The organism is Nocardia sp. NBC_01377, assembly GCF_045040005.1.
Lineage (GTDB): Bacteria > Actinomycetota > Actinomycetes > Mycobacteriales > Mycobacteriaceae > Nocardia > Nocardia noduli.
In genome coordinates this window covers 5,830,376-5,854,590 of record NZ_CP109566.1, presented here as the reverse complement: position 1 = coordinate 5,854,590, position 24,215 = coordinate 5,830,376, and the positions used below count along the sequence as shown (strand labels likewise).

Annotated in this window: 26 protein-coding genes, 1 other RNA gene and 1 pseudogene; 17 read left to right on the top strand and 11 right to left on the bottom strand. The window is 65.6% G+C overall.

Translation table 11 applies throughout. The features are described from left to right. The first annotated feature begins 312 nt into the window (after positions 1-312). Genes prpD through OG225_RS27050 form a run of 3 tightly spaced genes read left to right on the top strand, consistent with a single transcriptional unit; the run spans position 313 to position 3,856 of the window. Complete coding sequence (prpD, locus tag OG225_RS27060; RefSeq protein WP_405177837.1) at positions 313-1,815, top strand: 2-methylcitrate dehydratase PrpD; 1,503 nt, start codon at positions 313-315, stop codon at positions 1,813-1,815. Then, positions 1,815-2,729, top strand: a complete 915-nt coding sequence (gene prpB / locus OG225_RS27055; RefSeq protein WP_405177836.1) for a methylisocitrate lyase — start codon at positions 1,815-1,817, stop codon at positions 2,727-2,729. Before prpD ends, prpB begins: the two co-directional genes overlap by 1 nt. Next, the gene (locus OG225_RS27050; RefSeq protein WP_405177835.1) at positions 2,729-3,856 is read left to right on the top strand and encodes a bifunctional 2-methylcitrate synthase/citrate synthase; all 1,128 of its coding nucleotides are present in this window, start codon (positions 2,729-2,731) and stop codon (positions 3,854-3,856) included. The genes prpB and OG225_RS27050 overlap by 1 nt, the downstream gene beginning before the upstream one ends. A gap of 33 nt (positions 3,857-3,889) precedes the next feature. Here OG225_RS27050 and OG225_RS27045 read toward each other — a convergent pair whose 3' ends face one another. Next, positions 3,890-4,495 (bottom strand): hypothetical protein, encoded by a 606-nt coding sequence (locus OG225_RS27045; RefSeq protein WP_405177834.1) that lies wholly within the window; start codon positions 4,493-4,495, stop codon positions 3,890-3,892. 471 nt (positions 4,496-4,966) lie between these two features. On the opposite strand from OG225_RS27045, the gene smpB reads away from it, so the two are divergent. From smpB to OG225_RS27010, 7 genes are all read left to right on the top strand, one after another. Continuing rightward, entirely contained in the window at positions 4,967-5,440 is a 474-nt protein-coding gene (gene smpB / locus OG225_RS27040) for an SsrA-binding protein SmpB (RefSeq protein ID WP_109528274.1), read from the top strand. Between the two features lie 88 nt (positions 5,441-5,528). Continuing rightward, positions 5,529-5,900: a transfer-messenger RNA gene (ssrA, locus tag OG225_RS27035) on the top strand. A gap of 177 nt (positions 5,901-6,077) precedes the next feature. Beyond that, on the top strand, positions 6,078-6,446 hold the full coding sequence (locus OG225_RS27030; protein WP_405177833.1) for a type II toxin-antitoxin system RelE/ParE family toxin: 369 nt from the start codon (positions 6,078-6,080) through the stop codon (positions 6,444-6,446). After that, a complete protein-coding gene (locus OG225_RS27025; protein ID WP_400179523.1) occupies positions 6,443-6,772 on the top strand; it encodes a helix-turn-helix domain-containing protein in 330 nt (109 codons plus the stop codon). The genes OG225_RS27030 and OG225_RS27025 overlap by 4 nt, the downstream gene beginning before the upstream one ends. Positions 6,773-6,924: 152 nt before the next feature. Beyond that, complete coding sequence (locus tag OG225_RS27020; protein ID WP_405177832.1) at positions 6,925-7,650, top strand: dual OB domain-containing protein; 726 nt, start codon at positions 6,925-6,927, stop codon at positions 7,648-7,650. After that, positions 7,650-8,264, top strand: a complete 615-nt coding sequence (locus tag OG225_RS27015; RefSeq protein WP_405177831.1) for a DUF488 family protein — start codon at positions 7,650-7,652, stop codon at positions 8,262-8,264. The genes OG225_RS27020 and OG225_RS27015 overlap by 1 nt, the downstream gene beginning before the upstream one ends. Beyond that, complete coding sequence (locus OG225_RS27010; protein WP_405177830.1) at positions 8,261-8,701, top strand: DUF488 family protein; 441 nt, start codon at positions 8,261-8,263, stop codon at positions 8,699-8,701. Before OG225_RS27015 ends, OG225_RS27010 begins: the two co-directional genes overlap by 4 nt. A 30-nt stretch (positions 8,702-8,731) precedes the next feature. On the opposite strand, the gene OG225_RS27005 is transcribed toward OG225_RS27010, so the two are convergent. The 5 genes from OG225_RS27005 to OG225_RS26985 form a co-directional block, all read right to left on the bottom strand. Then, positions 8,732-8,959 carry a hypothetical protein gene (locus tag OG225_RS27005; RefSeq protein ID WP_405177829.1) on the bottom strand — a complete coding sequence of 76 codons (228 nt, stop codon included), beginning with the start codon at positions 8,957-8,959 and terminating at the stop codon, positions 8,732-8,734. Positions 8,960-9,126: 167 nt separating this feature from the next. Further along, positions 9,127-9,468: a helix-turn-helix domain-containing protein gene (locus OG225_RS27000; protein ID WP_405177828.1), complete on the bottom strand. Its 342-nt coding sequence runs from the start codon at positions 9,466-9,468 to the stop codon at positions 9,127-9,129. After that, positions 9,465-9,764, bottom strand: coding sequence for a type II toxin-antitoxin system RelE/ParE family toxin (locus tag OG225_RS26995; protein ID WP_405177827.1), 300 nt, complete (start codon positions 9,762-9,764; stop codon positions 9,465-9,467). Before OG225_RS26995 ends, OG225_RS27000 begins: the two co-directional genes overlap by 4 nt. A gap of 268 nt (positions 9,765-10,032) precedes the next feature. Beyond that, complete coding sequence (locus OG225_RS26990; RefSeq protein WP_405177826.1) at positions 10,033-10,722, bottom strand: DUF899 domain-containing protein; 690 nt, start codon at positions 10,720-10,722, stop codon at positions 10,033-10,035. A 463-nt stretch (positions 10,723-11,185) separates the two neighbouring features. Then, positions 11,186-11,437: a hypothetical protein gene (locus OG225_RS26985; RefSeq protein WP_405177825.1), complete on the bottom strand. Its 252-nt coding sequence runs from the start codon at positions 11,435-11,437 to the stop codon at positions 11,186-11,188. Positions 11,438-11,662: 225 nt separating this feature from the next. Here OG225_RS26985 and OG225_RS26980 point away from each other — a divergent pair, with 225 nt between their 5' ends. Next, on the top strand, positions 11,663-12,910 hold the full coding sequence (locus OG225_RS26980; RefSeq protein WP_405177824.1) for a cytochrome P450: 1,248 nt from the start codon (positions 11,663-11,665) through the stop codon (positions 12,908-12,910). A 9-nt stretch (positions 12,911-12,919) separates the two neighbouring features. Here the strand turns inward: OG225_RS26980 and OG225_RS26975 are convergent, their stop codons facing one another. Next, positions 12,920-14,053 carry a metallophosphoesterase gene (locus OG225_RS26975; RefSeq protein WP_405183377.1) on the bottom strand — a complete coding sequence of 378 codons (1,134 nt, stop codon included), beginning with the start codon at positions 14,051-14,053 and terminating at the stop codon, positions 12,920-12,922. Between the two features lie 343 nt (positions 14,054-14,396). On the opposite strand from OG225_RS26975, the gene OG225_RS26970 reads away from it, so the two are divergent. Further along, positions 14,397-15,380: a DMT family transporter gene (locus OG225_RS26970; protein WP_405177823.1), complete on the top strand. Its 984-nt coding sequence runs from the start codon at positions 14,397-14,399 to the stop codon at positions 15,378-15,380. Positions 15,381-15,666: 286 nt separating this feature from the next. Here OG225_RS26970 and OG225_RS26965 read toward each other — a convergent pair. Both OG225_RS26965 and OG225_RS26960 read right to left on the bottom strand, forming a co-directional pair. Beyond that, positions 15,667-16,944 (bottom strand): annotated as a pseudogene (locus OG225_RS26965) (ammonium transporter); the annotation flags it as partial. 64 nt (positions 16,945-17,008) lie between these two features. Continuing rightward, entirely contained in the window at positions 17,009-17,392 is a 384-nt protein-coding gene (locus tag OG225_RS26960; protein WP_405177822.1) for a cyclase family protein, read from the bottom strand. A gap of 224 nt (positions 17,393-17,616) precedes the next feature. On the opposite strand from OG225_RS26960, the gene OG225_RS26955 reads away from it, so the two are divergent. From OG225_RS26955 to OG225_RS26935, 5 genes are all read left to right on the top strand, one after another. Further along, positions 17,617-18,942: a glycosyltransferase 87 family protein gene (locus tag OG225_RS26955; RefSeq protein WP_405177821.1), complete on the top strand. Its 1,326-nt coding sequence runs from the start codon at positions 17,617-17,619 to the stop codon at positions 18,940-18,942. 249 nt (positions 18,943-19,191) lie between these two features. Then, positions 19,192-20,322, top strand: a complete 1,131-nt coding sequence (locus OG225_RS26950) for a serine hydrolase domain-containing protein (protein WP_405177820.1) — start codon at positions 19,192-19,194, stop codon at positions 20,320-20,322. Between the two features lie 55 nt (positions 20,323-20,377). Beyond that, positions 20,378-21,553, top strand: a complete 1,176-nt coding sequence (locus OG225_RS26945) for a hypothetical protein (RefSeq protein WP_405177819.1) — start codon at positions 20,378-20,380, stop codon at positions 21,551-21,553. Positions 21,554-21,642: 89 nt separating this feature from the next. Continuing rightward, positions 21,643-22,374: a helix-turn-helix domain-containing protein gene (locus tag OG225_RS26940; protein WP_405177818.1), complete on the top strand. Its 732-nt coding sequence runs from the start codon at positions 21,643-21,645 to the stop codon at positions 22,372-22,374. Positions 22,375-22,426: 52 nt separating this feature from the next. Beyond that, positions 22,427-22,897, top strand: coding sequence for an META domain-containing protein (locus OG225_RS26935; protein ID WP_405177817.1), 471 nt, complete (start codon positions 22,427-22,429; stop codon positions 22,895-22,897). 6 nt (positions 22,898-22,903) lie between these two features. Here OG225_RS26935 and OG225_RS26930 read toward each other — a convergent pair whose 3' ends face one another. After that, a complete protein-coding gene (locus OG225_RS26930) occupies positions 22,904-23,524 on the bottom strand; it encodes a TetR/AcrR family transcriptional regulator (protein ID WP_405177816.1) in 621 nt (206 codons plus the stop codon). After that, positions 23,521-24,204 carry an SGNH/GDSL hydrolase family protein gene (locus tag OG225_RS26925; RefSeq protein WP_405177815.1) on the bottom strand — a complete coding sequence of 228 codons (684 nt, stop codon included), beginning with the start codon at positions 24,202-24,204 and terminating at the stop codon, positions 23,521-23,523. The genes OG225_RS26930 and OG225_RS26925 overlap by 4 nt, the downstream gene beginning before the upstream one ends. Positions 24,205-24,215: the final 11 nt, after the last annotated feature.

Genomic DNA, 24,215 nt, shown 5'->3' with positions numbered 1-24,215 from the left:
GGTGAGGCGCGTCGCGCGCGGTCGTGCGGAGGTTCTCCCGGCGAGAAAGAGTCGGTCGTTGAGAGCTGGTGGTACCGCAGGCCGACAGCTCATCGTGGTTCGTCCGACCCTGGACCGTCTTCGACGCCAACCATCGTTCCCGGGCTGTATGTCCCGTACGGCCGAAACGCGGCCCGGAGCGTCTACGCAACATACGCAACTTCGCAGATAATCCTCCCCAAAAATCGACAGTTGCGAGGTCTATTTGCCTGGTTGGGGCATGTGTAACGTGCGAATCGGAAACCCGGAAATTGATGTCTGGAGGCTCTCGCCGTGAAGAATCATCTCGTCCGCACGCACCGCTCGGCCGAGCATTTCCCGCGTGAGGAGCATCTCGCGTGGCGGATCGCGGAGGTCGCCGCCGATCCGGTCGCGGTGGCTCCGGAGACCGAGGAGATGATCGTGAACCGGATCATCGACAACGCGGCGGTGGCGGCGGCGTCGATCACCCGGCGCCCGGTGTCCAACGCGCGGGCTCAGGCGCTGGCGCATCTGCATCAGCCGGGGGCGACGGTTTTCGGTGTCGCGGGGAGGTTCTCGCCGGAGTGGGCGGCGTGGGCCAACGGTGTCGCGGTGCGTGAGCTGGACTTCCACGACACGTTCTTGGCCGCGGAGTACTCCCACCCGGGTGACAACATTCCCTCGATCCTGGCGGTGGCCCAGCACGCGGGTCGCAGCGGGCGTGAGCTGATTCGTGGTCTGGCCACCGGGTACGAGATCCAGGTCGATCTGGTGCGCTCGATCTGCCTGCACGAGCACAAGATCGATCATGTCGCACACCTGGGGCCTTCGGCCGCCGCCGGTATCGGCACGTTGCTCGGTCTGGATACCGAGACCATCTACCAGGCCGTCGGTCAGGCGCTGCACACGACCACTGCCACTCGTCAGTCCCGTAAGGGCGAGATCTCGAGTTGGAAGGCCTACGCTCCGGCCTTCGCCGGGAAGATGGCGGTGGAGGCGGTGGATCGCGCGTTGCGCGGTGAGGGTGCGCCCTCGCCGATCTGGGAGGGCGAGGACGGGGTGATCGCGTGGCTGCTCGGCGGCCCGGACAAGGAGTACTCGGTGCCGCTGCCCGGCCCGGGTGAACCCAAGCGGGCGATCCTGGACACCTACACCAAAGAACATTCCGCCGAGTACCAGAGCCAGGCCCCGATCGATCTGGCGCGCAGGCTGCGTGACCGGATCGGTGATCTGGACCAGATCGCCTCGATCGTGCTGCACACCAGCCACCACACCCACGTGGTGATCGGTACCGGGTCGGGTGATCCGCAGAAATTCGATCCGACCGCCTCGCGCGAGACGCTGGATCACTCGGTGATGTACATCTTCGCCGTCGCGTTGCAGGACGGCACCTGGCACCACGAACGCTCCTATGCCCCCGAACGCGCCCAACGCCCCGACACCGTCGAGTTGTGGCGCAAGATCTCCACCGCGCAGGACCCGGAATGGACCCGGCGCTACCACTTGAGCGACCCGGACGAGAAGGCGTTCGGTGCGCGCGCCGAGGTCACTTTGAAGAGCGGGGAGGTGATCGTCGACGAACTCGCGGTCGCCGACGCCCACCCGCTCGGCGCGCGCCCGTTCGCTCGCGAGCAGTACATCGCCAAGTTCCGCGCCCTGGCCGAGGGCGTGATCGAGCCCGCCGAGCAGGACCGCTTCCTGGAAGTGGTCCAGCGCGCGGGTGAGTTGTCCGCGAACGAGCTGTCGGAGCTCACGTTCACCGTCTCGTCGGATGTACTCGCCCGCGCGCCCCGTTCCCCGAAGGGAATCTTCTGATGACAGGGCTACTGGCAGCGTCCACTTCGGCGGCGGACAAGCGCGTCGCCTTCCGGGCCGGACTGGCGTCGGGCTCGATCCAACGCTTGCCCGGTGCGTTCAATCCCCTTGTGGCGAAACTGATCCAGGAGATCGGTTTCGAAGGGGTGTACGTCTCCGGCGCGGTGGTCTCGGCCGATCTGGCACTTCCCGATATCGGGCTCACCACCCTGACCGAAGTGTCGGGGCGTGGGCAGCAGATCGCGCGGGTGACCGACCTGCCGGTACTGATCGATGCGGACACCGGGTTCGGTGAGCCGATGAGCGCGGCCCGCACCGTCACCATCCTCGAGGATGCCGGAATCGCGGGCTTACACCTGGAGGACCAGGTCAACCCGAAGCGCTGCGGACATCTGGACGGCAAGGCCGTGGTGCCGACCGGTGAGATGGTGCGCCGCCTGCGCGCGGCCGTCGCGGCGCGGCGTGACCCGAATTTCGTGATCTGCGCGCGCACCGACGCCGCCGGGATCGAGGGTATCGACGCCGCGATCGACCGGGCGAAAGCCTATGCCGAGGCGGGTGCGGACCTGATCTTCACCGAAGCGCTGTACACGGTCGCCGAGTTCGAAAAATTCCGTGCGGCGGTATCGACTCCGTTGCTGGCCAATATGACCGAGTTCGGCAAATCCGAACTGATCCCCGCCTCCACACTGGAGAACATCGGCTACAACGCGGTCATCTACCCCGTGACCACATTGCGGCTGGCGATGTTCGCCGCCGAGGTCGGTCTGCGCGAAATCTTCGCCGAGGGAACACAATCCGGGCTGCTCGACCGGATGCAGCATCGGTCCCGGCTCTACGAACTGCTGCAATACGAGCGCTACAACGAATTCGACTCCGAGATCTTCAATTTCACTCCGGAAGGGAACCAGTGATGACGGAGACAGCGATCCCCACCATCTACAAGGGGTTGGCGGGCGTCGTCGTCGACACCACCGCGATCTCCAAGGTGGTGTCCGAAACCAACTCGCTGACCTACCGGGGCTATCCGGTGCAGGATCTGGCCGCGCACTGTGGTTTCGAACAGGTCGCCTACCTGCTCTGGCACGGCGAACTGCCCTCGAACGCAGAGCTGGAGCGGTTCCAGCAGCAGGAAAGGGCCTCGCGGCGCGCGGACCGATCACTGCTGTCGCTGGTGGCGAAGATGCCCGAGAACTGCCACCCGATGGATGTGGTGCGCACCGCGATCAGCTACCTCGGTGCCGAGGACCCGGCCGAGGACGACAACTCACCGAACGCCAACCGCGCCAAAGCCCTTCGCATGCTGGCGGTCCTGCCGACGATCGTCGCGGCGGATCATCGTCGCCGTCACGACCTGGATCCGATCGCGCCGCATTCGCATCTTGGTTATGCGCGGAACTTTCTGAATATGTGCTTCGGTTCGGTGCCCGCACCGGAACTGGTGCGGGCGTTCGAGGTCTCGCTGATTCTCTACGCCGAGCACAGTTTCAACGCCTCCACCTTCGCCGCCCGCGTGGTCACCTCGACACAGTCCGATATCTACAGCGCGGTCACCGCCGCCATCGGCGCGTTGAAAGGCCGTCTGCACGGCGGGGCGAACGAAGCGGTCATGCGCGACATGCTCGAGATCGGCGATCCCGCCCTGGCCGAGCGGTGGATGCGCGACAAACTCGCCGCGAAGGACAAGGTGATGGGATTCGGTCACCGCGTCTACAAGCACGGTGACTCCCGCGTTCCCACCATGAAGAAGGCGTTGGTCGACATCGCGGCGGCGGTAGCCGACGGTCGGAAGTGGGTGCGGATCTACGAGATCCTCGAACGCACCATGAACGAGGGCACCGGCATCAAACCGAATCTGGACTTCCCGACCGGCCCCGCCTACTATCTGCTCGGCTTCGACATCGATATCTTCACCCCGATCTTCGTGATGAGCCGCATCACCGGCTGGACCGCCCACATCATCGAACAGGGCGAATCCAACGCGCTCATTCGTCCGCTGAGCGAATACGTCGGGGTGGCGCAGCGATCGGTCGTCGCCTGAGGCCGGTAGGAACACGGGCGCGTCGCGCCGAGGTCAACTCCCGCGCAGACCGAGGGTTCGCAATTCCAACGCCGCCAACTGCCGGACGGTGTCGTTGTCTCCGCGCCGCCAGGCATCGACCACATCGTCGGAGTCGATCCGTTTCAACTTCCGCAGCGGCTGGTTCGTGAGCGCGCGCAGGGCGAGCAGGTCCTGTCCCGCGGAATCGGTGCGCAGGCGCGCCGCCGCCCCGGCCCGTCGCATCCACCGCACGCGCCGCGGCAGCCAGACGAACAGCACCAGCGCGATCGGGACGATCAGCAACCCGATCGCGAGCACGAGGGCGAGATCGTCGACGAGTGCCTGCTGATCGGCGCCCGCGTCGGCCATCGTCCGCGCGGCCGACGCGGCGCGTTCGAAGGGCGAGGTCAGATCGTCGCCGACCACCGGCACCCGGTCCACTTTGTCGCTCACCTTCGCGAGGTTGTCCGCCAGACCGGTCCCGGCGTCCTCCAACTTCTGTCCGGGAACGGCGAGTTCGCGCACCAGATCGTGCACCCACATCGCTGCCCGGACCGAGGCATACACCCACGCCGTCACGAGCAGATCCGTGACGAATTGACGGAGAGCGACGGGGGCACGATCGGCGTAGACCTTCACCTGAACCGGGATTCCCCGGACCTGGATCGAATAACGGGGCGGTCGTGGTCCGTCGACCCGAGGGCAGACCGATCGGTTTTCCTGTCTTCACACTGGTGTTCGCGACGTCGAACGCCACGGTCTGGTGGCTGACGAGTGGAGAACGTCCGATTGATCTCTTCGTCGCGGCGGGTCCGTCGACGCGGTGTCGGTCGGTGGGGTGCCTCGGTTCGAGGTCGGCCGTGGATCCGGGGTGGTCGCCGCACGGACAACGTCATGTGCGGCGCCTTCGATGAGCCTCGTTTGTCAAATGAATTAATTGCAGCCGTATTCGAATCCTTCGCGCTCGACATTTATTCGACTTCCAAGGTCGATGATTATCGGAATCGTCACGAACAAATCGGTGAGCGATTACGGCAGGATTCGTTGCCGCCCATGGAAGGTGGGAATCGCCGGGAAGTGACGAAATACTGCTCTGTATAGTTGTCCGTTATGAAGGAGACGGGGCGCAAGGTCATCGCGACCAACCGCCGGGCGCGGCACAACTACACGATCCTGGATACCTACGAGGCCGGGATCGCGCTGGTCGGCACCGAGGTGAAAAGCCTGCGCGAGGGCAAGGCGTCACTGGTCGACGCCTTCGCCACGGTGGACCACGGCGAGGTGTGGCTGCGAGGGCTGCACATCCCGGAGTTCAGCCACGGCACCTGGACCAACCACTCGCCGCGTCGGGTCCGCAAACTCCTGCTGCACAAGCGTGAGATCGAGCGGCTGGTCGGCAAGTCCCGCGAGGGCAACCAGACCCTGGTGCCGCTGTCGATGTACTTCCTCGACGGCAAGGTGAAGGTCGAACTCGCGCTGGCCAAGGGTAAGCAGGACTACGACAAGCGCCAGGATCTCGCCCGGCGGACCGCCGAGCGCGAGGTCACCCGCGAGGTCGGGCGGCGTATCAAAGGCATGCGGTGAGTGAGCCGGAGCGCACCCGCGAATAATGGGAATGAGCGGGGCGGTCGATGGTGTTAACATGACTAGCCCGCAGGGTGCGGGCACGTACGGGGCTGAACGGTTTCGACTGCGTACGTTGATTCAGGGGAAGCGTGTCGGTGCAGGCAAGAGACCACCGTAAGCGTCGCTGCAACCAATTAAGCGCCGATTCCAATCAGCGCGAGTACGCCCTCGCTGCCTAAGTAGCAGGTCGTCTCTGTCAGTCCGGGCCCGTCCCTCGGTCCGGGTACTGGCATCAGCTAGAGGGAATTACCGTTCGACTCGGTCGCGGGGCCGGACGGGACATCAAACAGTGACTGGGATCGTCATCCGAGCTTGTTCGCGAGACCCGGAGATCCGAGCAGAGACCTAGCGAACTGCACACGGAGAAGCCCTGAAGACGCGGCGGAGGACCCGGGTTCGATTCCCGGCAGCTCCACTTCACGAGAACCCGCAGGTCAACGACCTGCGGGTTTCTTCTTTCTGGTGACTGGATCGAGCCGCAGGGGCGAATTGTGCTTTTACCTGCGGATTTGCAGAGACAGCGGTTCGATTCCCGCCATGTCCCCTGATGCTGCATCGAACCCCGACCGGCATAAAGATTAGTTATAATCGTTCGGTGCGATGGAGCATCCTGCTGCTTGAGCCAGTCAACGACTGGTTCCTCGACCTGGTGAAGAACGAGCCGATGATCGCCGACAAGATTGAGGAAGCGCTGGACGAACTGGCCGAGCGTGGACCAGAGTTGGGAAGACCGTTGGTCGATCGGATCCAGTCCAGCAAGGCGCTGCACAACCTCAAGGAACTTCGCCCTCGAACCCCAGCGGGTTCCGAGATCAGGATGCTGTTCGTCTTCGACCCGAGGCGAGAGGCGATCGTCCTGGTCGCCGGGGACAAATCCGGCCAGTGGAACCGTTGGTATCGAGATGCGGTCCCCCTTGCTGAACAGCGCTATAAAGACTACCGAGCAACGAAGGAGGAGTCATGAAGGGTGTGCCTTGGGAAGAGGCCAAGCGGCGAGCTCGTGAAATTGACCCGACATGGGATTCCCCTGAGCGCGTCACGGCGCGGGACGAGAGCCGCGAGCAGATGCGCGCGGAGCAGCGCGGACATCAGCTCGCCGAACTTCGCAAGCAGTGCGGGGCGACGCAGGCCCAGGTCGCTGAGCTGATGGGAGTTTCACAGGCCAGGGTGTCGCAGATCGAGCACGGCAAGATCACGTCCATGGATTTGGTTCGTGACTACATCGTCGCGCTTGGAGGAACTCTGGATGTTGTTGCTCATGTTGGTGATTGGAGCGTCAAAGTCGCCTAGCCCAGCTTTGGGCTCGGTGTTCGATGCCTTGGTGACTCGTAATTGCATAGGTCTCGGGTGGGTGATGCGTCCCGACTACGGTAGCCGCGATCCTGTTGTGTGCCCTGGCGCTACGATCGCAAGTGGTAGTGCTGGGAGTCTGGAGGATGTGCGTGACGGTGATCAAAGTGCTTGTGTGTCTGGCGAATTCCTACAAACATGGAGGCCGATGTGTGGCGGGAATTGAGATCGAGTCGACTCGTCCGTTCGCTCTCCCCCGGAATCGGGCGACGTGGATTCGTCCTGTCAGCGACCGTCCAGGTCATGCAGTGAATGAGAAAGAGCGGCAATATAGCGGCGGGGTTGAGCCACAGGTGCTCGACGTCGTTTCTGTAGCGCTCGTCAAGCATCAGCCGAACGACTTCCAGCAGGAGAACTGGTTGCTCGATCCCGCCATCCGCTTGCAAAAAGTGGGGCGGATCGGGTGGGACGAGCTGTGTTTGCTGGAGCAGCGCCCGAGTAGTTTGTGGATCAACGGCTACCACTCGTACTCTGGCATAAACGACCGTGTGCCGGTCGAGCAAGAGCATAAAGTGAAAGATTCGCTCAAACTCATACGTGTCGATGAGGTGAAGATAGAGGTGGGGCCCCCTCCTCCATACTCGAAGGACGGAAGGCCGTCTGTGCGTGCCCGGTTTCGTTTTGCAGGCGCGGATTATTCGCTGAAGGTGACTGACCCGGTACACCGAGAGAGATTTCGGGCGAAGGGGCTGGGGAAGTACCGATTAAGTGAGTCCTTCGTGACCGTGAGTATCGCTGAGAAGTTTGATGATGGCTACATCTATAAGGTCGTGGCGGGAATGGTTGACTGCGGTGATAGCAAAGTAAGTGGCGGGTGATGACGATCGGCGCGATGCTCACGATAGGTCACTCCACACACGATCTTCCCGGTCTAGTGAGGTTGCTCCGTCAGCATGACGTCACAGCGGTCGCCGATGTGCGCTCGGTTCCAGCCAGCCGCTTCGCGCCGCAGTTCAATCGGAACGCGGTGGAGCGTGGTCTGCGTGAGGCAGGAATCAAGTATGTCTTTATGGGTAAGGAACTCGGAGCACGCACGGAGGATGCCAGCTGTTACGTCGATGGGCAGGTGCAGTACGCCCGCCTCGCCCGGACATCCGAGTTCACCAGCGGCATCGAACGCTTGGTGAACGGGGCCCAGACCGAGCGGATCGCAGTTATGTGTTCCGAGGGTGAGCCGTTGGACTGCCACCGGACGGTGCTCATCGCACGGGTGCTCACCGAGCGCGGCCTTTCGATCGATCACATTCATGCTGATGGGCAGCTTGAGAGTCACAGCTCGGCAGTGGAGCGCCTCATGGTCAAGTTCGGGCTGGCCGAGCCTGATCTGTTCCGCACGGTAGCCGAGCGTCTGGAAGAGGCGTTGAATCGTCAGGAGCGCCGAATCGCCTACGTCGATGAGGAGATTCGCGCGGAAAGGGCAGCAGAAGTGTGAAAATTCATACCATAGGGTTCACGAAGAAGCCTGCTGAGAGGTTTTTCGGCCTCTTGCGTGCGTCGGGTGCGGTGACACTAATCGATGTCCGGCTGAATAACGTCTCGCAACTGGCTGGTTTTGCCAAGCGCGATGACCTCAGGTACTTCCTCCGTGAGCTCTGCGATATGACCTACACTCACCGGCCCGATCTGGCACCGACCCAGCCGATGCTCGACGATTACAAGAAGCAGAGCACCGGCTGGGCGGAATACGAAGACCGATTTCTGGAACTGATGGAGCAAAGAGGCATCGAAAAGACCATTTCGGGAGAGGAGTTCGACAATGCGGTCTTGCTCTGCAGCGAGGACAAGCCACACTACTGCCACCGCCGATTGGTCGCGGAATACCTCGCGCGACACTGGGACGGTGAGGTGACAATCGAGCACCTATATTGATCGTGCGTCCCTTGTGATCAGCTGGCCTGCTCACATAATTTGTCCATCCCGGTTCATCGCCAGTCGGACATCGAGGGCGCAGGACCTCCGCCCTCCTCTGGGGCGGATCATCACATTGTTTTGTCGGAGGATCTTCGCCACCGACCGTTTGGCCATGTGATGCTCGACCGTCAGCTCTGCCATGGACGCGCCCGCGATGTACTTGCCTATGATCTCGGCGACCTCGTCCGATCCTATTAATAACTGCTTCTTCCTCACACCAGACCTGTTCGGGCGGGGTGGCATCGGTGTATATGGTCCGCTTCTTTCGGTCTGCTTCTGCAGTTCAGCGAAGTCCTGCACAATGTCGGTCCGGTTCGAGTAGGTTCCCGCGAGGTCCACTCACGAAGAGCCCGGCCCAACGGCCGGGCTCTTCGTCTTTCGGTTCACGCAGCGTCGGCGTGGTGGCTGGTGAAGCTGACCCGGGTGTCGTCGGCGTCCAAGGCGATATTGAGGGTGGCGTCGAGGGCGTCGGCCAGTTTGGCGAGCAGGGGAAGGGTCGGCACGGTATCGGAGCCTTCGATACGGGAGATTTTGGCCTGAGTGAGGCCGGCGCGTTCGGCGAGGTCGGATTGGGTGAGTCCGAGTTCGGTTCGGCGGTCGTAGACGGCTTGGGCCAGTGCCATGGAGAGTCGGATTTCTCGGCGTGCCTCGGTGACTTCCTCGGGTTCGGTGTAACCCTCGGCAAGTTTGCGTTCCCGGAGGGTTTTCCAGCGTGCGTGGCTCATCGGTCCAGTTCTCCTCTCTCGACTGTGCGAACGAATTCTTGATGGGCGGGTTGATGTTCGGCTTGGCAGGTCTGTTGGGCTAGTTTCGCGCGTTTGACTTCGGCGTCCTCTCGCATCCGAGTTTTGCGAAAGACGGTCAGCAGGATTACTCTATGTCCGGGTGCGAGCCAGTAGGTGATTCGAATAGCGGCGCCGTCCACTGTCGGGCGGAGTTCGCCGACGCCGTCGCCCAGATATCGGGCATAGGGGCTCGCCGAGCGAATCTGCGCGTTCAGCGAGAAGCCCGACGTATTCATCGATCTTGAGGAAGTGCCTGGCAGGCAGTGCCTCGAGCCAGTCCCGCACTTCGGGCTCGATCTCGATGATGAACATTGCACCCGTGGTGACAACGATATATGTCGTCAGCGACATGTTGCAATCTCTCGGGCGTCCGGGCGCGTTGTCAGGTGGCACGGTGTATCGGCCATCATGCGTCCGACCCGGTACCAGGGAGATTCGACGCGATCATCGCCGACTCGAAAGGCCCGGTCCAGGTGGGCCGGGCCTTCGTATTCTCGGGTTACGTCACATATTCGGGTCGCCGTAGGCGGCGGCGATGTCCTTGGAATCGCTCCAGCGGCTGTAGGTGGGTGATTGGGGCCAGCCTTCGGGGGAGTCCTGCCATTCTTCCTGTCTGCCGTAGGGCAGGACATCGATCAGTGCGAACGAGTGGCTGAGTTGTTCGGTGCCGCGGCCGTTGGTGTGCCAGGTGCGGTAGACGGTGTTGCCGTCGCACAGGAAGACGTTGACCGCGAATCCTTCGCCGGGGGGTGCGCCGACGTCGGCGCCGAAGGAACTGTTGGCGGTGGAGTACCAGTCCATTTTGTTGCCGACCCGCCGTTTGTAGGCGAGGGCCTCGTCGATCGGGCCCTGGGTGACGATGACGAAACGGGCGTCGTAGTTGTCGAGGAATTCCAATCGGGTGAATTGCGAGGTGAAACCGGTGCAGCCCCCGCACTGCCATGTCTCGCCGGGGAACCACATGTGGTTGTAGACGATCAGTTGCGACGTGCCGTCGAAGAGATCCGCCAGCCGGACCGGTCCTTTCTCGCCCTCGAGCGTGTATTCGGGCATTTCGACCATCGGCAGGCGACGTCGCTGGGCGGCGATCGCGTCGAGCTCCCTGGTCGCGGCCTTCTCCCTGATACGCAGCGCTTCGAGTTCACGCTGCCAGGTATCGGCGTCGACGACGGGCGGCAGTGCTTCGGTGCTCATGGGGTCCTCCCTGACCGTATTCGCAGAGTGCGTGCTGTTGGTATAGACGCCGCACACCGGTGGAATTCATCGGTGACCCGCCGCTTCGCTCGTCGGAATCATCGACTGTCGTCGGCTGCCGCCCGCGAACACCTTCACGCGTTCGGGACCCCCCACACGGCACTGACAGGGACAGCAGTCTCGCTCGTTCGGAAGAAGTGACTTTTCAGCGGGGGTGATCCAGGTGAAGTGGGTGTCTCGTGGCAGTTCAGTCGCCGGTCATATGGCGGTTTGGTCGCACGGTGTGTGGCAGTTTGGTCGCTACCCGTATGGCACTTTGGTCGGAACCTGGTGGGAAAGACGGGAGCTGTTCCGCCTGGCGGTTCGCTGCCGAAATCGGGTGACGGAAATGGCGGTCGGTCGGACATCGCACGGCGCGGCCGACGAGCGCGGCGACTCGGCACGCGCGACCTCGCGGTCTGTGTCAGGGCACGCTGGGTGGGTGGTCCGGTACGACCAACTGGCCGATCTTCACCCCGATCGGCACCGCGGTGTCGGTGTTCGCGTCGGAGGTGGGGCCGAGGGTGGCGTAGACGACGATGGTCGTCTCGGTGACGGGGTCGTAGAGGGCGACGCCGTGGTAGCCGCCGAAGGCGAAGTATCGGTCAGTGGTCATGGGGCCGAGGCCGGCCGTGGAGGGGGCCATCATCGCGGTGCGGTCATCGGATGACAACATCGGGTGGATTGTGATCACGAGCGATCGATATTCGGTCGAAGAAATCGCTGCCGAATGTCTGAAATGCCGGGTAGATACCCCTGTCGATTCGTGAACGGAATCGACCTCGGTAATCCCGCGATAGCACCCGTCCGGAAGAATCGCCGCAACCGATTCCGATGCGCGGAGCCGATCTCCTGCTTACGCTCACGGTGCCTGCTGCTCGATCATTGGGAGTTCCCACGGATGACAACCCCTCCGACCGCCGCGCGCGGCCGCTCGGCCCAGAGTTCGCCCGTCGATCACGACGGTCCCCGCGTGCCGGTGTACACGGCGGAGTTCGCGGCCGATCCGTATCGGGCCTATCGTGAGATGCGTTCGCGCTATGGATCTTTGGTGCCGGTGGAGTTGTCTCCGGGAATTCCGGCGACGCTGGTCGTCGGGTACTACACGGCGCTGCGGATCTTCAACGATCCGAGTCATTTCCCGGCCGATCCGCGCGCGTGGGAGAAGGATGTTCCCGCCGATTGCCCGGTGCTGCCGATGATGAAATGGCGCCCGAACGCGCTGCGCAGCGCGGGAGAGGAACATGCCAGATTCCGGCAGATCAATTTCGCGGGCCTGGAGATGGTCGATCAGTACGGGCTTCAGGGAATCGTCGCGAAAATCGCGGTACCGCTGATCAATTCGTTCTGCGCCGAAGGGTCGGCGGATCTGGTGCGCCAGTACGCTTTTCCGCTCGCGTTCGCGGTGCTGAACACGCTGCTCGGTTCGCCGACCGCCATCGCGGAGCGGGCGGCCAACGGGATGGCCGCGATTTTCGAGGGCATCGACGCGGGGCGGGGTAACGAGGAACTCATCGCGGCACTGCTGGAATTGGCGCAGCTCAAAAGGGCCGAACCGGGTTCGGATATCACCTCCCGCATGATCGCGCATCCGGCCGGGCTCGGCGATATGGATATCGTGAACCAGCTCAGTACCCTGTACGGGGCGGGGATCGAACCGCAGCAGAACCTGATCGTGAACGCGCTGCTGTTCATCCTGACCGACGAGCGGTTCGGCGGGAATGTGCTCGGCGGCAGTCTGTCCACCCGCGAAGCCATCGACGAGGTGTTGTTCAACGATCCGCCGATGGCGAATTTCTGCCTCAGCTACCCCCGTCAGCCCATCCTGATCGACGACGTCTGGCTACCCGCGCACCAACCCGTCGTGATCAGCATCGCCGCGTGCAACGACGATCCGGCGATCGCGGCGGATCGCTACGGGGGCAACCGATCCCACCTCGCGTGGGGCGCGGGTCCGCACGCCTGCCCGGCCAGTTCGATCGCGTATCTGATCGCGCAGGAGGCCGTCGACCAACTACTCGACGCGCTGCCGGAGATGCGCCTGGCGGTGTCGCCGGACGAATTGAGTTGGCGGCCGGGGCCGTTCCATCGCGCGTTGACGTCGCTGCCCGTCGTCTTCCCCGAATCGGCGTCGCTGCCGCCGCTGTAGGACGCCGGGTCAGGCCGCGGCCCGCGGGGATTCGGGGTGCAGGATCAGCACGGTGATCTCGCTCGGCGCGAAGACGCGCAGTTGCGGTCCCCAGAATCCGGTGCCGCGGCTGGTGTAGAGCTGGGTGCGGTCGGAGTGACGGCTCAGGCCCGCGACCACCGGCTGCTCGAGCCGGACCAGGTAGTGGAAAGGCCAGATCTGGCCGCCGTGGGTGTGGCCGGAGATCTGGAGCGCGATTCCGGCGGCGACGGTGTCGGCGATCTGCCTGGGCTGGTGGGCGAGGAGTACCACGGGCAGCGACGGGTCCGCGTTCGCCAGCGCGGCGTCCAGATCGGGGCCGTGGCCGGGGACGGCCTTGCCGGTCGGGTCATCGATACCCGCGATGACGAGGCTGTCGCCGCCGCGGGTAACGATCTCGTGCTGGTTGTGCAGCGGTTGCCAGCCGATCGAGGTCATGTGGTCGATCCAGCCGGGGCCGTCGCCGAAGTATTCGTGATTGCCGGTGATGTAGAAACGGCCGAACGGTGCCTCGACCTTGCCGAGCGTGTCGACCTGCGGGTGGCGTTTCGCCACCGAGCCGTCCGCGAGATCGCCCGCGTGACAGGCGATATCCGGCTGTTGCGCGTTGACGAGTTCGACGACCCGCTCCGACCAGCGCAGCCGGTCGAGCGCGGCGTAGTGGGTGTCGGTGACGACGACCAGACGGAGACCGTCCAGACTCGGGCCGAGGCCGGGGATGTCGACGTGCACCGTGCGGACCCGGGGCACCCGCCTGGCTTCGACGATGCCGTAGACGACCAGCACCGTCGAGACCGCGAACACCCCGGTCGCGACGATCCGGGCGCGATCGTCGACTCCGGCGAGCGCGAGTGCCCATCCGGCGACGGTGCCGATCACCGACCAGCTGAAGAACACCCACATGATGCCGAGCAGGGTGTCGCCGACGATCGACGCGAGATCGGATTGGCGCGCGCCGTGCCCGGCCGTCATCGCCGGCGGCAGCGTCAGGTAGCCGAGCAGGAAGACGGCGGTGCCGAGCGAGAACAGGGTGCTCGCACCGCTGGTCGGGGCGGCGACCAGCGTCCACCACGGCAGGGCGAACAGCAGGGCGGGAATCGCCAGGAACATGATCAGGCGGGGCACATACTTCAAGAGGGTTCCTCGGTGAGCGCGGGTGCGCACGGTCCCTCCACCCGGCGCGCTGGCGCTACCGACGATACCGGTGCCTGCGACGGCCTTCCTCGGCCCGTCGTCGGAATCCGGCTCGGCCGACGCGGCTCCGCCGGGCGCCGACCGGCGGCACACCGACCGGGCTGAGCAGGCGTTACCGGTCGGATCGACCGTCGGTCACCGGAACGTGTTGGACCACATCCGATTCCGTCCGAGCGGTATTCAGCCGTCAGCGAAACGAGCCGGGATACCTGAACGTAACACCGTGTCGGAAATCCGCGTGCTTTCGCCTCGACGGTGTTCTAGCGTGCCGGGAATGGTGCGAGCTGCGCGGTCGAACGATCGACGTGCCCTGGCCGCCGCCGGTGTCACGGTGGTGCTGTGGGCGTCGGCGTTCGTCTTCATCCGATCCGCGGGCGCGGATTTCTCGCCGGGGGCGCTCGCCCTCGGCAGGTTGGCCACGGCCTCCGTCGCGTTGGTGGTCATCCTGGCCGTGACCGGGGAAGGGCTGCCCGCGCGCGGTGCCTGGCGGGGCATCCTGATCTCCGGTGTGCTGTGGTTCGGGGTGTACATGGTCGCCCTGAATTGGGGAGAACGCCACGTCGACGCGGGAACCGCCGCGATGGTCGTCAATATCGGGCCGGTGCTGATCGCGTTGCTCGGCGGCCTCGTCCTCGGGGAAGGGTTTCCCCGGCGCTTGCTGGCCGGGGTCGCGGTGTCGTTCACCGGCGCCGTGATCGTCGGTTTGTCGAATTCCGGCGGTGGCGGCGGCGCGGTACTCGGTGTCGCGCTGTGCGCGACCGCCGCGGCCACCTGGGCGATCTCGGTCGTCGTCCAGAAACCCGCGCTGACGCACGCCTCGGCGCTCCAGGTGACGACCGGTGGTTGTGTCGTCGGCACCGTCGCGTGTCTGCCGTTCGCTGGACAACTCGTGCGCGAGGTCGCCTCGGCACCGCCGACCTCGACGCTCGGCATGGTGTACCTGGGCGTCTTCCCGACCGCCGTGGCCTTCACCACGTGGGCGTACGCGCTGGCGCGCACCACCGCGGGGAATATGGGCGTGACGACCTACGTGGTGCCCGCCCTCGTCGTCCTGATGGCGTGGATCGCGCTCGGTGAGGTGCCCGCGCCCCTCGCCGTCGTCGGCGGACTGCTGTGCCTGGCCGGGGTCGCGATCACGAGATCGGGTCGTGTCGAGGAGGCGGACACGGGTGCCACGGATATACCCGTCCCGGATGTCGGGTCCACCGGTCCCGATTCTCGCGGGGATGACGACGAGTACCGGAAGCCTCTGCGATGAGCTGGAACTAGGACGGCCGATAGGGTCCCGGGCGTGGGATCGGCTCGTAGCCACGATCCGGAGGGGGAGGCCGTCGCACCGTGTTCGGCCCCGGCGCGGGCGGCACTCCGGGAATCGGTGCGCTGTCGTTCCGCTGTTCCGGTCGCCGCCACGGAGGATTGGGCTGGCGGGGCATCGGCGCCCGCCCGGGGGGAGCGGACGGCGGCTGGTTCGGTATCGGTTCGCTGTCGACTCGCTCCATGGGCCGCCGCACCGGCGTCGCCCGGACCGGGACGGGTTTCACGGCGGAGCCGAAATCGTAAGCGGTCTCGGCGTGTTCGGATTCGTCGATGCCCTCGAATTCCTCGTGCTCGTTGATCCGGAACCCGACGATCTTGTCGATGATCCAGGCGATGACCAGCGCGCCGACGAAGGAATAGGTCAGCACCGCGCCCGCCGCGATGGCCTGGCGGGACAGCTGGGTCAGGCCGCCGCCGTGCAGAAGTCCGTTGTTACCCGCGGGATTGACCGCCTCGTCGGCGAACAGGCCGACGAGCAGCGTGCCGACCAGGCCGCCGAACAGGTGCACACCCACCACGTCGAGCGAATCGTCGTATCGGAACGTGAATTTCAGCGCGACGGCCAGCGCGCAGATGATCCCCGCCGCCACACCGATGGCCAGCGCGGCGAGCGAGTCGACGTATCCGCAGGCGGGGGTGATCGCGACCAGGCCCGCGATGGCCCCGGAGGCCGCGCCGAGCGTCGTGGGTTTCCCGTCACGCAATTGTTCGACGACGATCCAGGCGAGCGATCCCGCGCCGGTCGCGACGGTGGTGTTGGTGAACGCGAGCGCGGCGAGTTCGTTGGCGCCCAAGGCGGATCCGGCGTTGAAGCCGTACCAGCCGAACCACAGTAGGGAGGCCCCGAGCAGGGTGAACGGCACATTGTGCGGTCGCGGTGTGCTCTCGGGCCAGCCGCGTCGCCTGCCGATCACCACGGCGATCGCGAGTCCGGCCGCGCCCGCGTTGATATGCACCGCGGTACCGCCTGCGAAATCCAAGGCGCCCAGATCGTTGGCGATCCACCCGCCGATATTGCTCGATATCCCCGCGGCGTCGGTTTCGGTGAAACCGCTGAAACTGAAAACCCAGTGGGCGACCGGGAAATACACCACGGTGCACCAGCCGACGACGAAGAGTATCCAGGCCCAGAATTTCGCGCGTTCGGCGATGGAGCCGCAGATCAGCGCGGTGGTGATGACCGCGAACATGAGCTGGAACATCACGAACGCCATGGTCGGGATCTGGTGGCCCGCTGGTCCGGACAGCGTCGTCTGGGTATCGCGGAGGAAGACGTGCGAGACGTCGCCGATCAATCCTCCGTAGGCGTCGTCACCGAAGGCCTCGCTGTAGCCGTACAGCAGCCACAGCGTGCTGACCACACCGATGGTGCAGAAATTCATCATCAGCATGTTCAGCACGCTCTTGGCGCCGACCATGCCGCCGTAGAAGAACGCCAGACCCGGCGTCATCAGCATGACCAACGCCGTACTGGCGAGCACCCACGCGGTGTCTCCCGAATTCACACTCGTACCCCTTGTCGAACGGGTTCGCGTGAAGCATCGGGACACCCTGTTTCTGCACTACAGCTCACGTGTTTCGGCTCGATGAAGTTTCACCGTGCGGTGCGAGCCATTTCGACTCCGGGCGTGTCGCTTCCACGCCCGGCACCCGATGCACCGGGGCGTCCAGGTGGGTTCCGGTGTGTTCCCACATCGCGAGCGCGTGTTGAGCGAATCCGCCCGCCTCGTACCGGGCGACGGGGACCATGGTCGGCGCCGGATTACCCGGCCAGACCGGAAGCCTCGGCGTCAACGTGTGGGTGAGGTGGACGACCCGGCTCGGGCGCACCGCGCGGGCGAGCGGCGCCGACACCGTGGCCGCCGCGGCCAGACCGATGGCGCCGAGCAGCGCGCGGCGACCGGTTCGCGCGGCGTTGTCGTGGGCGGATCGAACGATTCCCGGTGCGCACATCGGACGAAAGGTACCGGTCGCGGGATGGATTCTCGGGACCCGGTGCCGCGCACCGATGTGTCGTGCACCGCGCTGCGGGCCGGTCAGCGGCGGGTTCGCACGTCACGGCGGTCCGTTCGTCACCGCCCGCACCCGTCGGGGCGAATACGGAGCAATCGGGCGTGGCGGGCGTGGCGATCGACACCCGTCGATCGCGGACAGGTCCACCGGTATAGTCGCCGCGGATGAGTAGTTCCGCCGCCGTCGACATGTCGAAGTCATCGAACCGCCGTTTCGGGCGTGTGATGTGGCTTCTCCCGGTGCTACTCGTAATCTTCGCCTACCTGTGTCTGACCATGCCGATCTGGCCGTGCAAGGAGATCACCGGCGGGTTCATCGACCTGCAGGTCTATCGCCTCGGGGTGGAAACCCTGCGCGACGGCGGCGATATGTACGGTCAGTTGCCGCAGACCACCATCGGGATCGGGCTTCCTTTCATCTACCCGCCGTTCGCGGCGCTGGTTCTCGGCCCCTTCGCGCTGCTGCCCTGGGATTCCGCCGCGTTCGCCTTCTTCGTGACCTCCACCGCCGCGCTCGCGTCGACGCTGTACGTGGTCGCTCGGCGGATCTGGCCGGGGGACGAGGCCAGGCGGCTCGCGCTGTTCGCCACGGCGTGCGCCGCGCCGCTGGCCATGCTGCTCGAGCCGACCCGGGCCACGCTGGATTTCGGCCAGGTCAATCTGCTGCTGATGGCCATGGTCGCCGCCGATTGTCTCACCGAGAAGCCCAAGTGGCGGCGCGGGATGCTGGTCGGGATCGCGGCCGCGGTGAAACTGACGCCCGCCGCGTTCGTCCTCTATTTCCTGGTTCGCAAGGACTACAAATCGGCGATCACCGCCGCGATCACCGGAGCCGTGGCGACCGCGATCAGTTTCGCGGTGCTGCCCGACGCGTCGGTGAAGTACTGGTTCGGCGGACTCGGCAATGTCGACGGGTTGAGTGGTTCGGCCTTCCACACCAACCAGTCCATCCAAGCGGTGCTGGCCCGGTTGCGTGTCCCCGAACCCGCGTTCACGGTGGTGTGGCTGGTGCTGGGCGCCGCGCTGCTGGTCCTCGTGGTCGCCGCCATGCGCCGCGCCGCCGACCTGCCCGCGCTCGCGCTCGCGATCAACGCGGTGTTCACGCTGCTCGTCTCGCCGATCTCGTGGTCGCATCACTGGGTCTGGATCGCGCCCGCGCTGTTCGCCATGTTCGGTTACGCCACCAGGCAGCCGCTGCGCCGGGCACTCGGCTGGTATCTGGTCACGGCGGCCACGGCGGCGGTCTTCGTCTACGGGCCGCAGAACTGGCTACCCAACGGCGAACAGCGCGAATCGCTGTGGACGCCGTGGCAGCATGTCATCGGTAACACCTACGTGTGGTTGAGCGTGCTGCTCGTGGTGCTGTTCCTGCTCGGTACGCGCCGAACGTCGGCCGTGCCCGTCGCGGCGACCGAACCCGTCGCGACGTCGGCGCCGCCGGAGGAGCCGAGCGCCGCACCGGCGGAGAGCCCGAGTCCCGTCCGCGGGTAGGTACTGCCAGAGGATTGGCGCTGCCCGACGTCCGGGAGAGGTGTTCCCGAACGGGGCAGCTGGGGACATTCAACGGGGTGAATCTGAGAGCTGGCCCCGGCATCGTGTGAGAGTTCGCTGAGAACCGGGTCGGTGCCGGGCCGCGAATCCCTCGTGTACGAACCGCTCTGGGGCGCGGCGGTAAACGCGGACAACGGCTACGGCGATATCCCCCGTGGGGGTTCATGCGTTCACAGCCAGGAGATGCCGATGCGGCAGTACTTAGTCCGGGCGATGGTGGTACTGGCGGCGGCTTCGTCGGCTTCCGCCGCGCCACACGCCGTTGCCGTGCCCCTCGATCAGTCCTCGCTGTGGCAGGCCGAACTGGACGAGCTCGTCGCGGCGGCGGGTGTCCCCGGCGCGCAGCTGATCCACACGGGACCCGGTGGCGTCGATCAGTACGACAGCGGGATGGGGGATCTGACCAGCGGTGCGCCGTTCCCCGACGACGCCGCGTTGCGCGTCGCGAGTATCACCAAGACCTTCGTGGCCACGGTGATGTTGCAACTGGTCGACGAAGGTCAGGTGGAACTCGACGGGCCGTTGGAGTGGTATCTGCCCGGAGTGGTCAACGGGCCGGGTGGCGACGGCGCGCACATCACGGTGCGAGATCTGTTGCGGCACACCAGCGGTATCCCGAACTATCTGCCGCTGCTCGAACAGGGGTCGGTCGAGGATCTGACGACCCCGCGCACCACGGCGGAATTGATTCGGCTCGGTCTCGACAATCCGTCGGAATCCGTGCCGGGGACGTCCTTCGGCTATTCCAATACCAATTACCTGCTCGCGGGTGAACTCATCGAACAGGTGACGGGTCTGCCCGTCGGAGAAGCCGTCACGCGGCGAATCCTGCTGCCGCTCGGACTCTCGGACACCTACTGGCCGCAGTTCCCGTTCGACGACGTGCTGCACGGTCCGCATCCGCGCGCCTACCACCGCTTCGGCGAGGTCCGCCTCGACATCACCGATATCGATCCGTCCTGGGGCCTGCCCGACGGCGCGATGGTCTCGACCGGCCGCGATCTCAATCGCTTCTACCTGGCGCTGCTCTCGGGACAGCTGCTCGCGCCCGCGTTGCTCGAGGAGATGCAGCGCACGGTGCCGACCGGACTGATCGGCTTCTCCGAGGCCTCGGGGCTCGGGCTGTTCCGGTTCTCCGCCCCGTGCGGGCGAACGGCCTGGGGCCATACCGGATCCATCCACGGGTTCAGCACGGTCACCGTCGCGGCCGAGGATCGCGCGGTCACCGTCGCGCTGAACGAATTACCCGATGTCGCGGGCAATATCGCGCTCGTCATCGGCACCCACGCGCTGGTGGAGACGATGCTGTGCCGACAGTGACCGCTGACGGTCCCCCGACCGGATCACCGAGTCGGGATGGGTGATACTTGGCCGCGTGGACACCATCAAGGATCTGCTGCGGGGCCTGGTCGCGGTAGCCGCGCTGGTCGGCGCGGTCGCCGTGCCGATGACGCGTGAGGCGCCCGCGCGGGCGGAACCGGCGTTCGACTGCGGGTGGAGCAGGCGGATCGGCGCCGACACCGTCAATGTCGCGTTGCCGGACACCTTCGCGAACTACTGGATGACGGCGGTGCCGAACCTGCCCGCCGAGGGCGTCACCCTGCGCGGCACGTTCCCGCACGGTCGCTACATCTCGTTCACCAGCTACCGCGGTTCGCAGACCCTCGACGGGCTCAACGATCTGAACATCGCGCCGGATCCGGGCAGCGTCGACCCGTTCCTGCCCGGTGCGGACCGCACGGCCACGCAGCGGTCCTACACCGTGCGCGTCATGCCCGGCCCGCGCCCGGAGCGGCCCGAGCCCAACACGCTCTACGCCGACGCCGGTCTCGCCGTGGTGCTCTACCGGGTGTACCGGCCCGACGCCGGTCTCGACCCGCTCGGCGGCGCCGGTCTGCCCGAGTTCACTCTCAACGGCGCCGACGGTCCGCGCACCATGCCGGAATGCGCGACTTCGCCGCAGGTGAGCGACCCGACGGCGGTCCAGTTGTCGGGCGGGATCGACCTGCCGCGGGCGCTGCCCGGCCCGGATTACCGGGTGTGGTCGAAAACCAGCGGCAACGGTGTCTTCGCCAATCCGGACAACACCTACCTGACCTCCCGTGTCGCGCCGCACGCAGGACAGGTCGCGGTGATCAGGGCGAAACTGCCGAGAACTCCGGCGACCTATCAGGGGCAGCCGGTCATGACGTCCGCCGCGTTGCGCTACTGGTCGTTGTGCACCAACGAAGTGTTGAGTACGCGGGTGTCGGCGTGTGTCGCCGACGACGGGATCACCACCGACGCGGCGGGCGAGTTCACGGTGGTCGTCTCCGACCCCGCCGACCGGCCCGCCAACGCCACCGCGGACTGCGGTGTGGCGTGGTTGCCTACCACCAACGGCGCGACGTTGTTGCTGATGCGCAATATGCTGCCCGCCCCGGATTTCGCCGGTGCTATCCAGCACGCTCCGCAGGATGATCCGGCCGCGACGATGGGGCCGTACTACCCGAGGACCGAACTGACTTCGGTCGGTGAATTCGCCGCCATCGGGTGCGCGCGGTCGCGGTGAGTCGCTAGGCTGCCCGCATCGGCGGCGGCGTGGCTCGGGGTGAGAGCCCGCGTCGAGCCGACGAGTCGTTGCCGGAGAGGGGGTACGCGATGGTCTCGGATTCCGCGCGGGAATCGCTCGGCACGTCACCGAGTTCGGGTCGCGGCGTGTTGGATGCGGGATTTCAAGTACTACAGGCCATTTCGGAATGTCCGGACGGGTGCGGGCTGTCGGTGCTCTCCCGCTCGACCGGGATCCCCAAGGCGACCGCGTACCGGCTCGCCGAGCAGTTGGTCGGCCTCGGCGCGGTCCAACGGGTCGAGCAACGGTATTTCGTCGGGTCGCGTCTGGCCGAGCTCGGACGGCAATGGCAGGTCGCGCCGATGCTGCGCCGAGCCGCTCAGCGACCGGGCCGGGTGCTCGCCGCGCTGACCGAATCGATGGTCGCGGTCTGCGTGCTGGATCAGGGCGCGGTCCACATGGTGACCGGATTCAATGGCGCCGATGTGTTCCTGAGCGCGGGCCCCGGCAGTGATCTCGCGTTCCGCACCGCGTTGGCGCAGGTACTGATGGCGGCCAGGGCGGATCCGGCGCCACCGCCGCCGGGATACACGGGGGCCGAATGGCACCGGGTCCGTACCGCCATCGAGGACAACGGGTCGGTAGCCGTCGACCATTTCGATGTCGCGAACGGGCTCTGCTGCGCGGCCGCGACCATCCGCTGGAATGGTGGCGTCGATGTGGCCGCCATCGGCTGTATGTCGCTGACGAACCGCTTTCCGCCCGGTTTGCCCCGACTCGTCGCGCATGCCGCGCGGGAGATCGAGAAGAATTTGCGATGAACGGTTCGATGAGCGGACCGGCAGGTTTCGGTGGCGAATCGACCACCCGAAGATGGTTGAACATTCGACCACCGTCAGTGAGGAACTGTTCCCGCCGATGAATCGACCGACCCTGTGGGGCCAGCGGTACGCTTCGGTGTCCGTGACCGACGACGGCACACCCCGCGTACTCGTTCGAAATACCCGGATCACGCTCTGGTTCGTCGCGGAGACCCGCAGGCTTTCCGCGCACGCGGGCTGCAACACGACGATGTTCGACGCCGACATCGTGGGCGACATCCTCGACGCGCGAGCTCCCAGTTCCACCCTGATGGCCTGCTCGCCGGAATCGGAGGGCCAGGATCTCTGGCTCATCGACTTCCTGACCCGCGGTCCCACCTTCGCCGTGTCCGAGGACGGTCTGGTGCTGACGAACAGCCGGACCTGGATCGCGTTCGAGCGGGTGCGAGATCCCGAGCCGGAATCCGTCGGCTCGCGGTGGTTCGCTCCCGAGCCGGTCGGCGCCCGCGGTTCGTTCTGGTAGACGCGGCTACCCGGGCGGTCGCAGCATCTGATCGAGAACGCGCCGCACCTTGCTGACAACCGCCGAATCATCCAGGCGCAGGGCGGTATTCGCCGCGAGCAGCACCGCGTCGAGTTGGAACGCGGCCAGTTGCGGGTCCGTCTCCGCGATCTCGCCCGCGGTGGCGGCGTGGCGAAACTGATTCGCGAGCAGGGCGCGCCAGTCTCGCTGGTCACGCAACAGCGCGTCGCGGACCGATCCCGGCTTGCTGTCGAATTCGGTCATGTTCGCCGCTCGGAAACAGCCGCCGAGGAAAAGCGGGGTCTCGGCGTACACGATCCAGTTCTCGACGAGTGCCCGCAACCGTTCGCCGCCGCGGGCTTCGGCGCGGGCTGGGTCGACGACGGCCGCGATGAACAGATCCCGCGCGTGGTCGACGGCGGCCAGTTGCAGTATTTCCTTGGTGCGGAACAGGGTCTGCACGCCCGCCTTGCTCAGGCCGGTGTCGGTGGCGATCCGGCCGAAGCTCAAACCCTCCAGACCGTCGAGCGAGGCCAGGTCGACCGCGCGACGCAGGACCGTCGATCGGGTGCGCGCACCACGCAGCAGTCGTTTGTCGGTGGGCGGCCGCGGTGTCGGCGCGCTCATGCGCGACGCCCGCGTTCGAGGTGGTGGGCCAGCTGTTTCACCACCTCGGCGGCCAACGCGGCCTGACCCGACGCGGCGAAGTGGATGCGATCGGCGCTGAGCAGGTCGGCCCGATCGTTGATCGGGTGGTCCCACATCTCGACCAGCACGGCCCGGTATTCGGTCGCGAGCCCGCGCGTGATGCCGTTGAGGGTCCGCACGCGCTGTGGCCAATCCGGGAAAACCGGTATGTCGTAGGCCTTTCCGAGGGTGAAGGTGATCAGCTGGGCTCCGGTCGACGCGGCGCGTTCGTAGAGTCCGCGCAGCGTCTGCTCGATCCGGTCGTAGTCGGGGGAGCGGCGCACGATGTCGTTGGCGCCGCTGGGCAGGTGCAGCAGATCCGGTTCGAAGGCGAGCATGCGATCGAGTTGGGTCCCGATCGCCTCGTCGGTGGTCGCGCCGTTCACCGCGGTATTGAGATATGCCAGGTCGGGGTGTACGCGGCGGAGCACATCCGCGACCCGGTCGGGCCAGCCGATCGACGCGTAGCCGGGAGTCGGATCGCCGGTGCCTGCCGACAGGCTGTCACCGATGACGCCGAAACGCCGCCAGGGTGCGTCGAACAGGAGCGCGGCGGCCTCCAGCGTGGGCAGGCAGTACGGATCGGTCTCTTCGGTGAAATGTTCCCTGGTGACTGTCATGAGATAAGAAT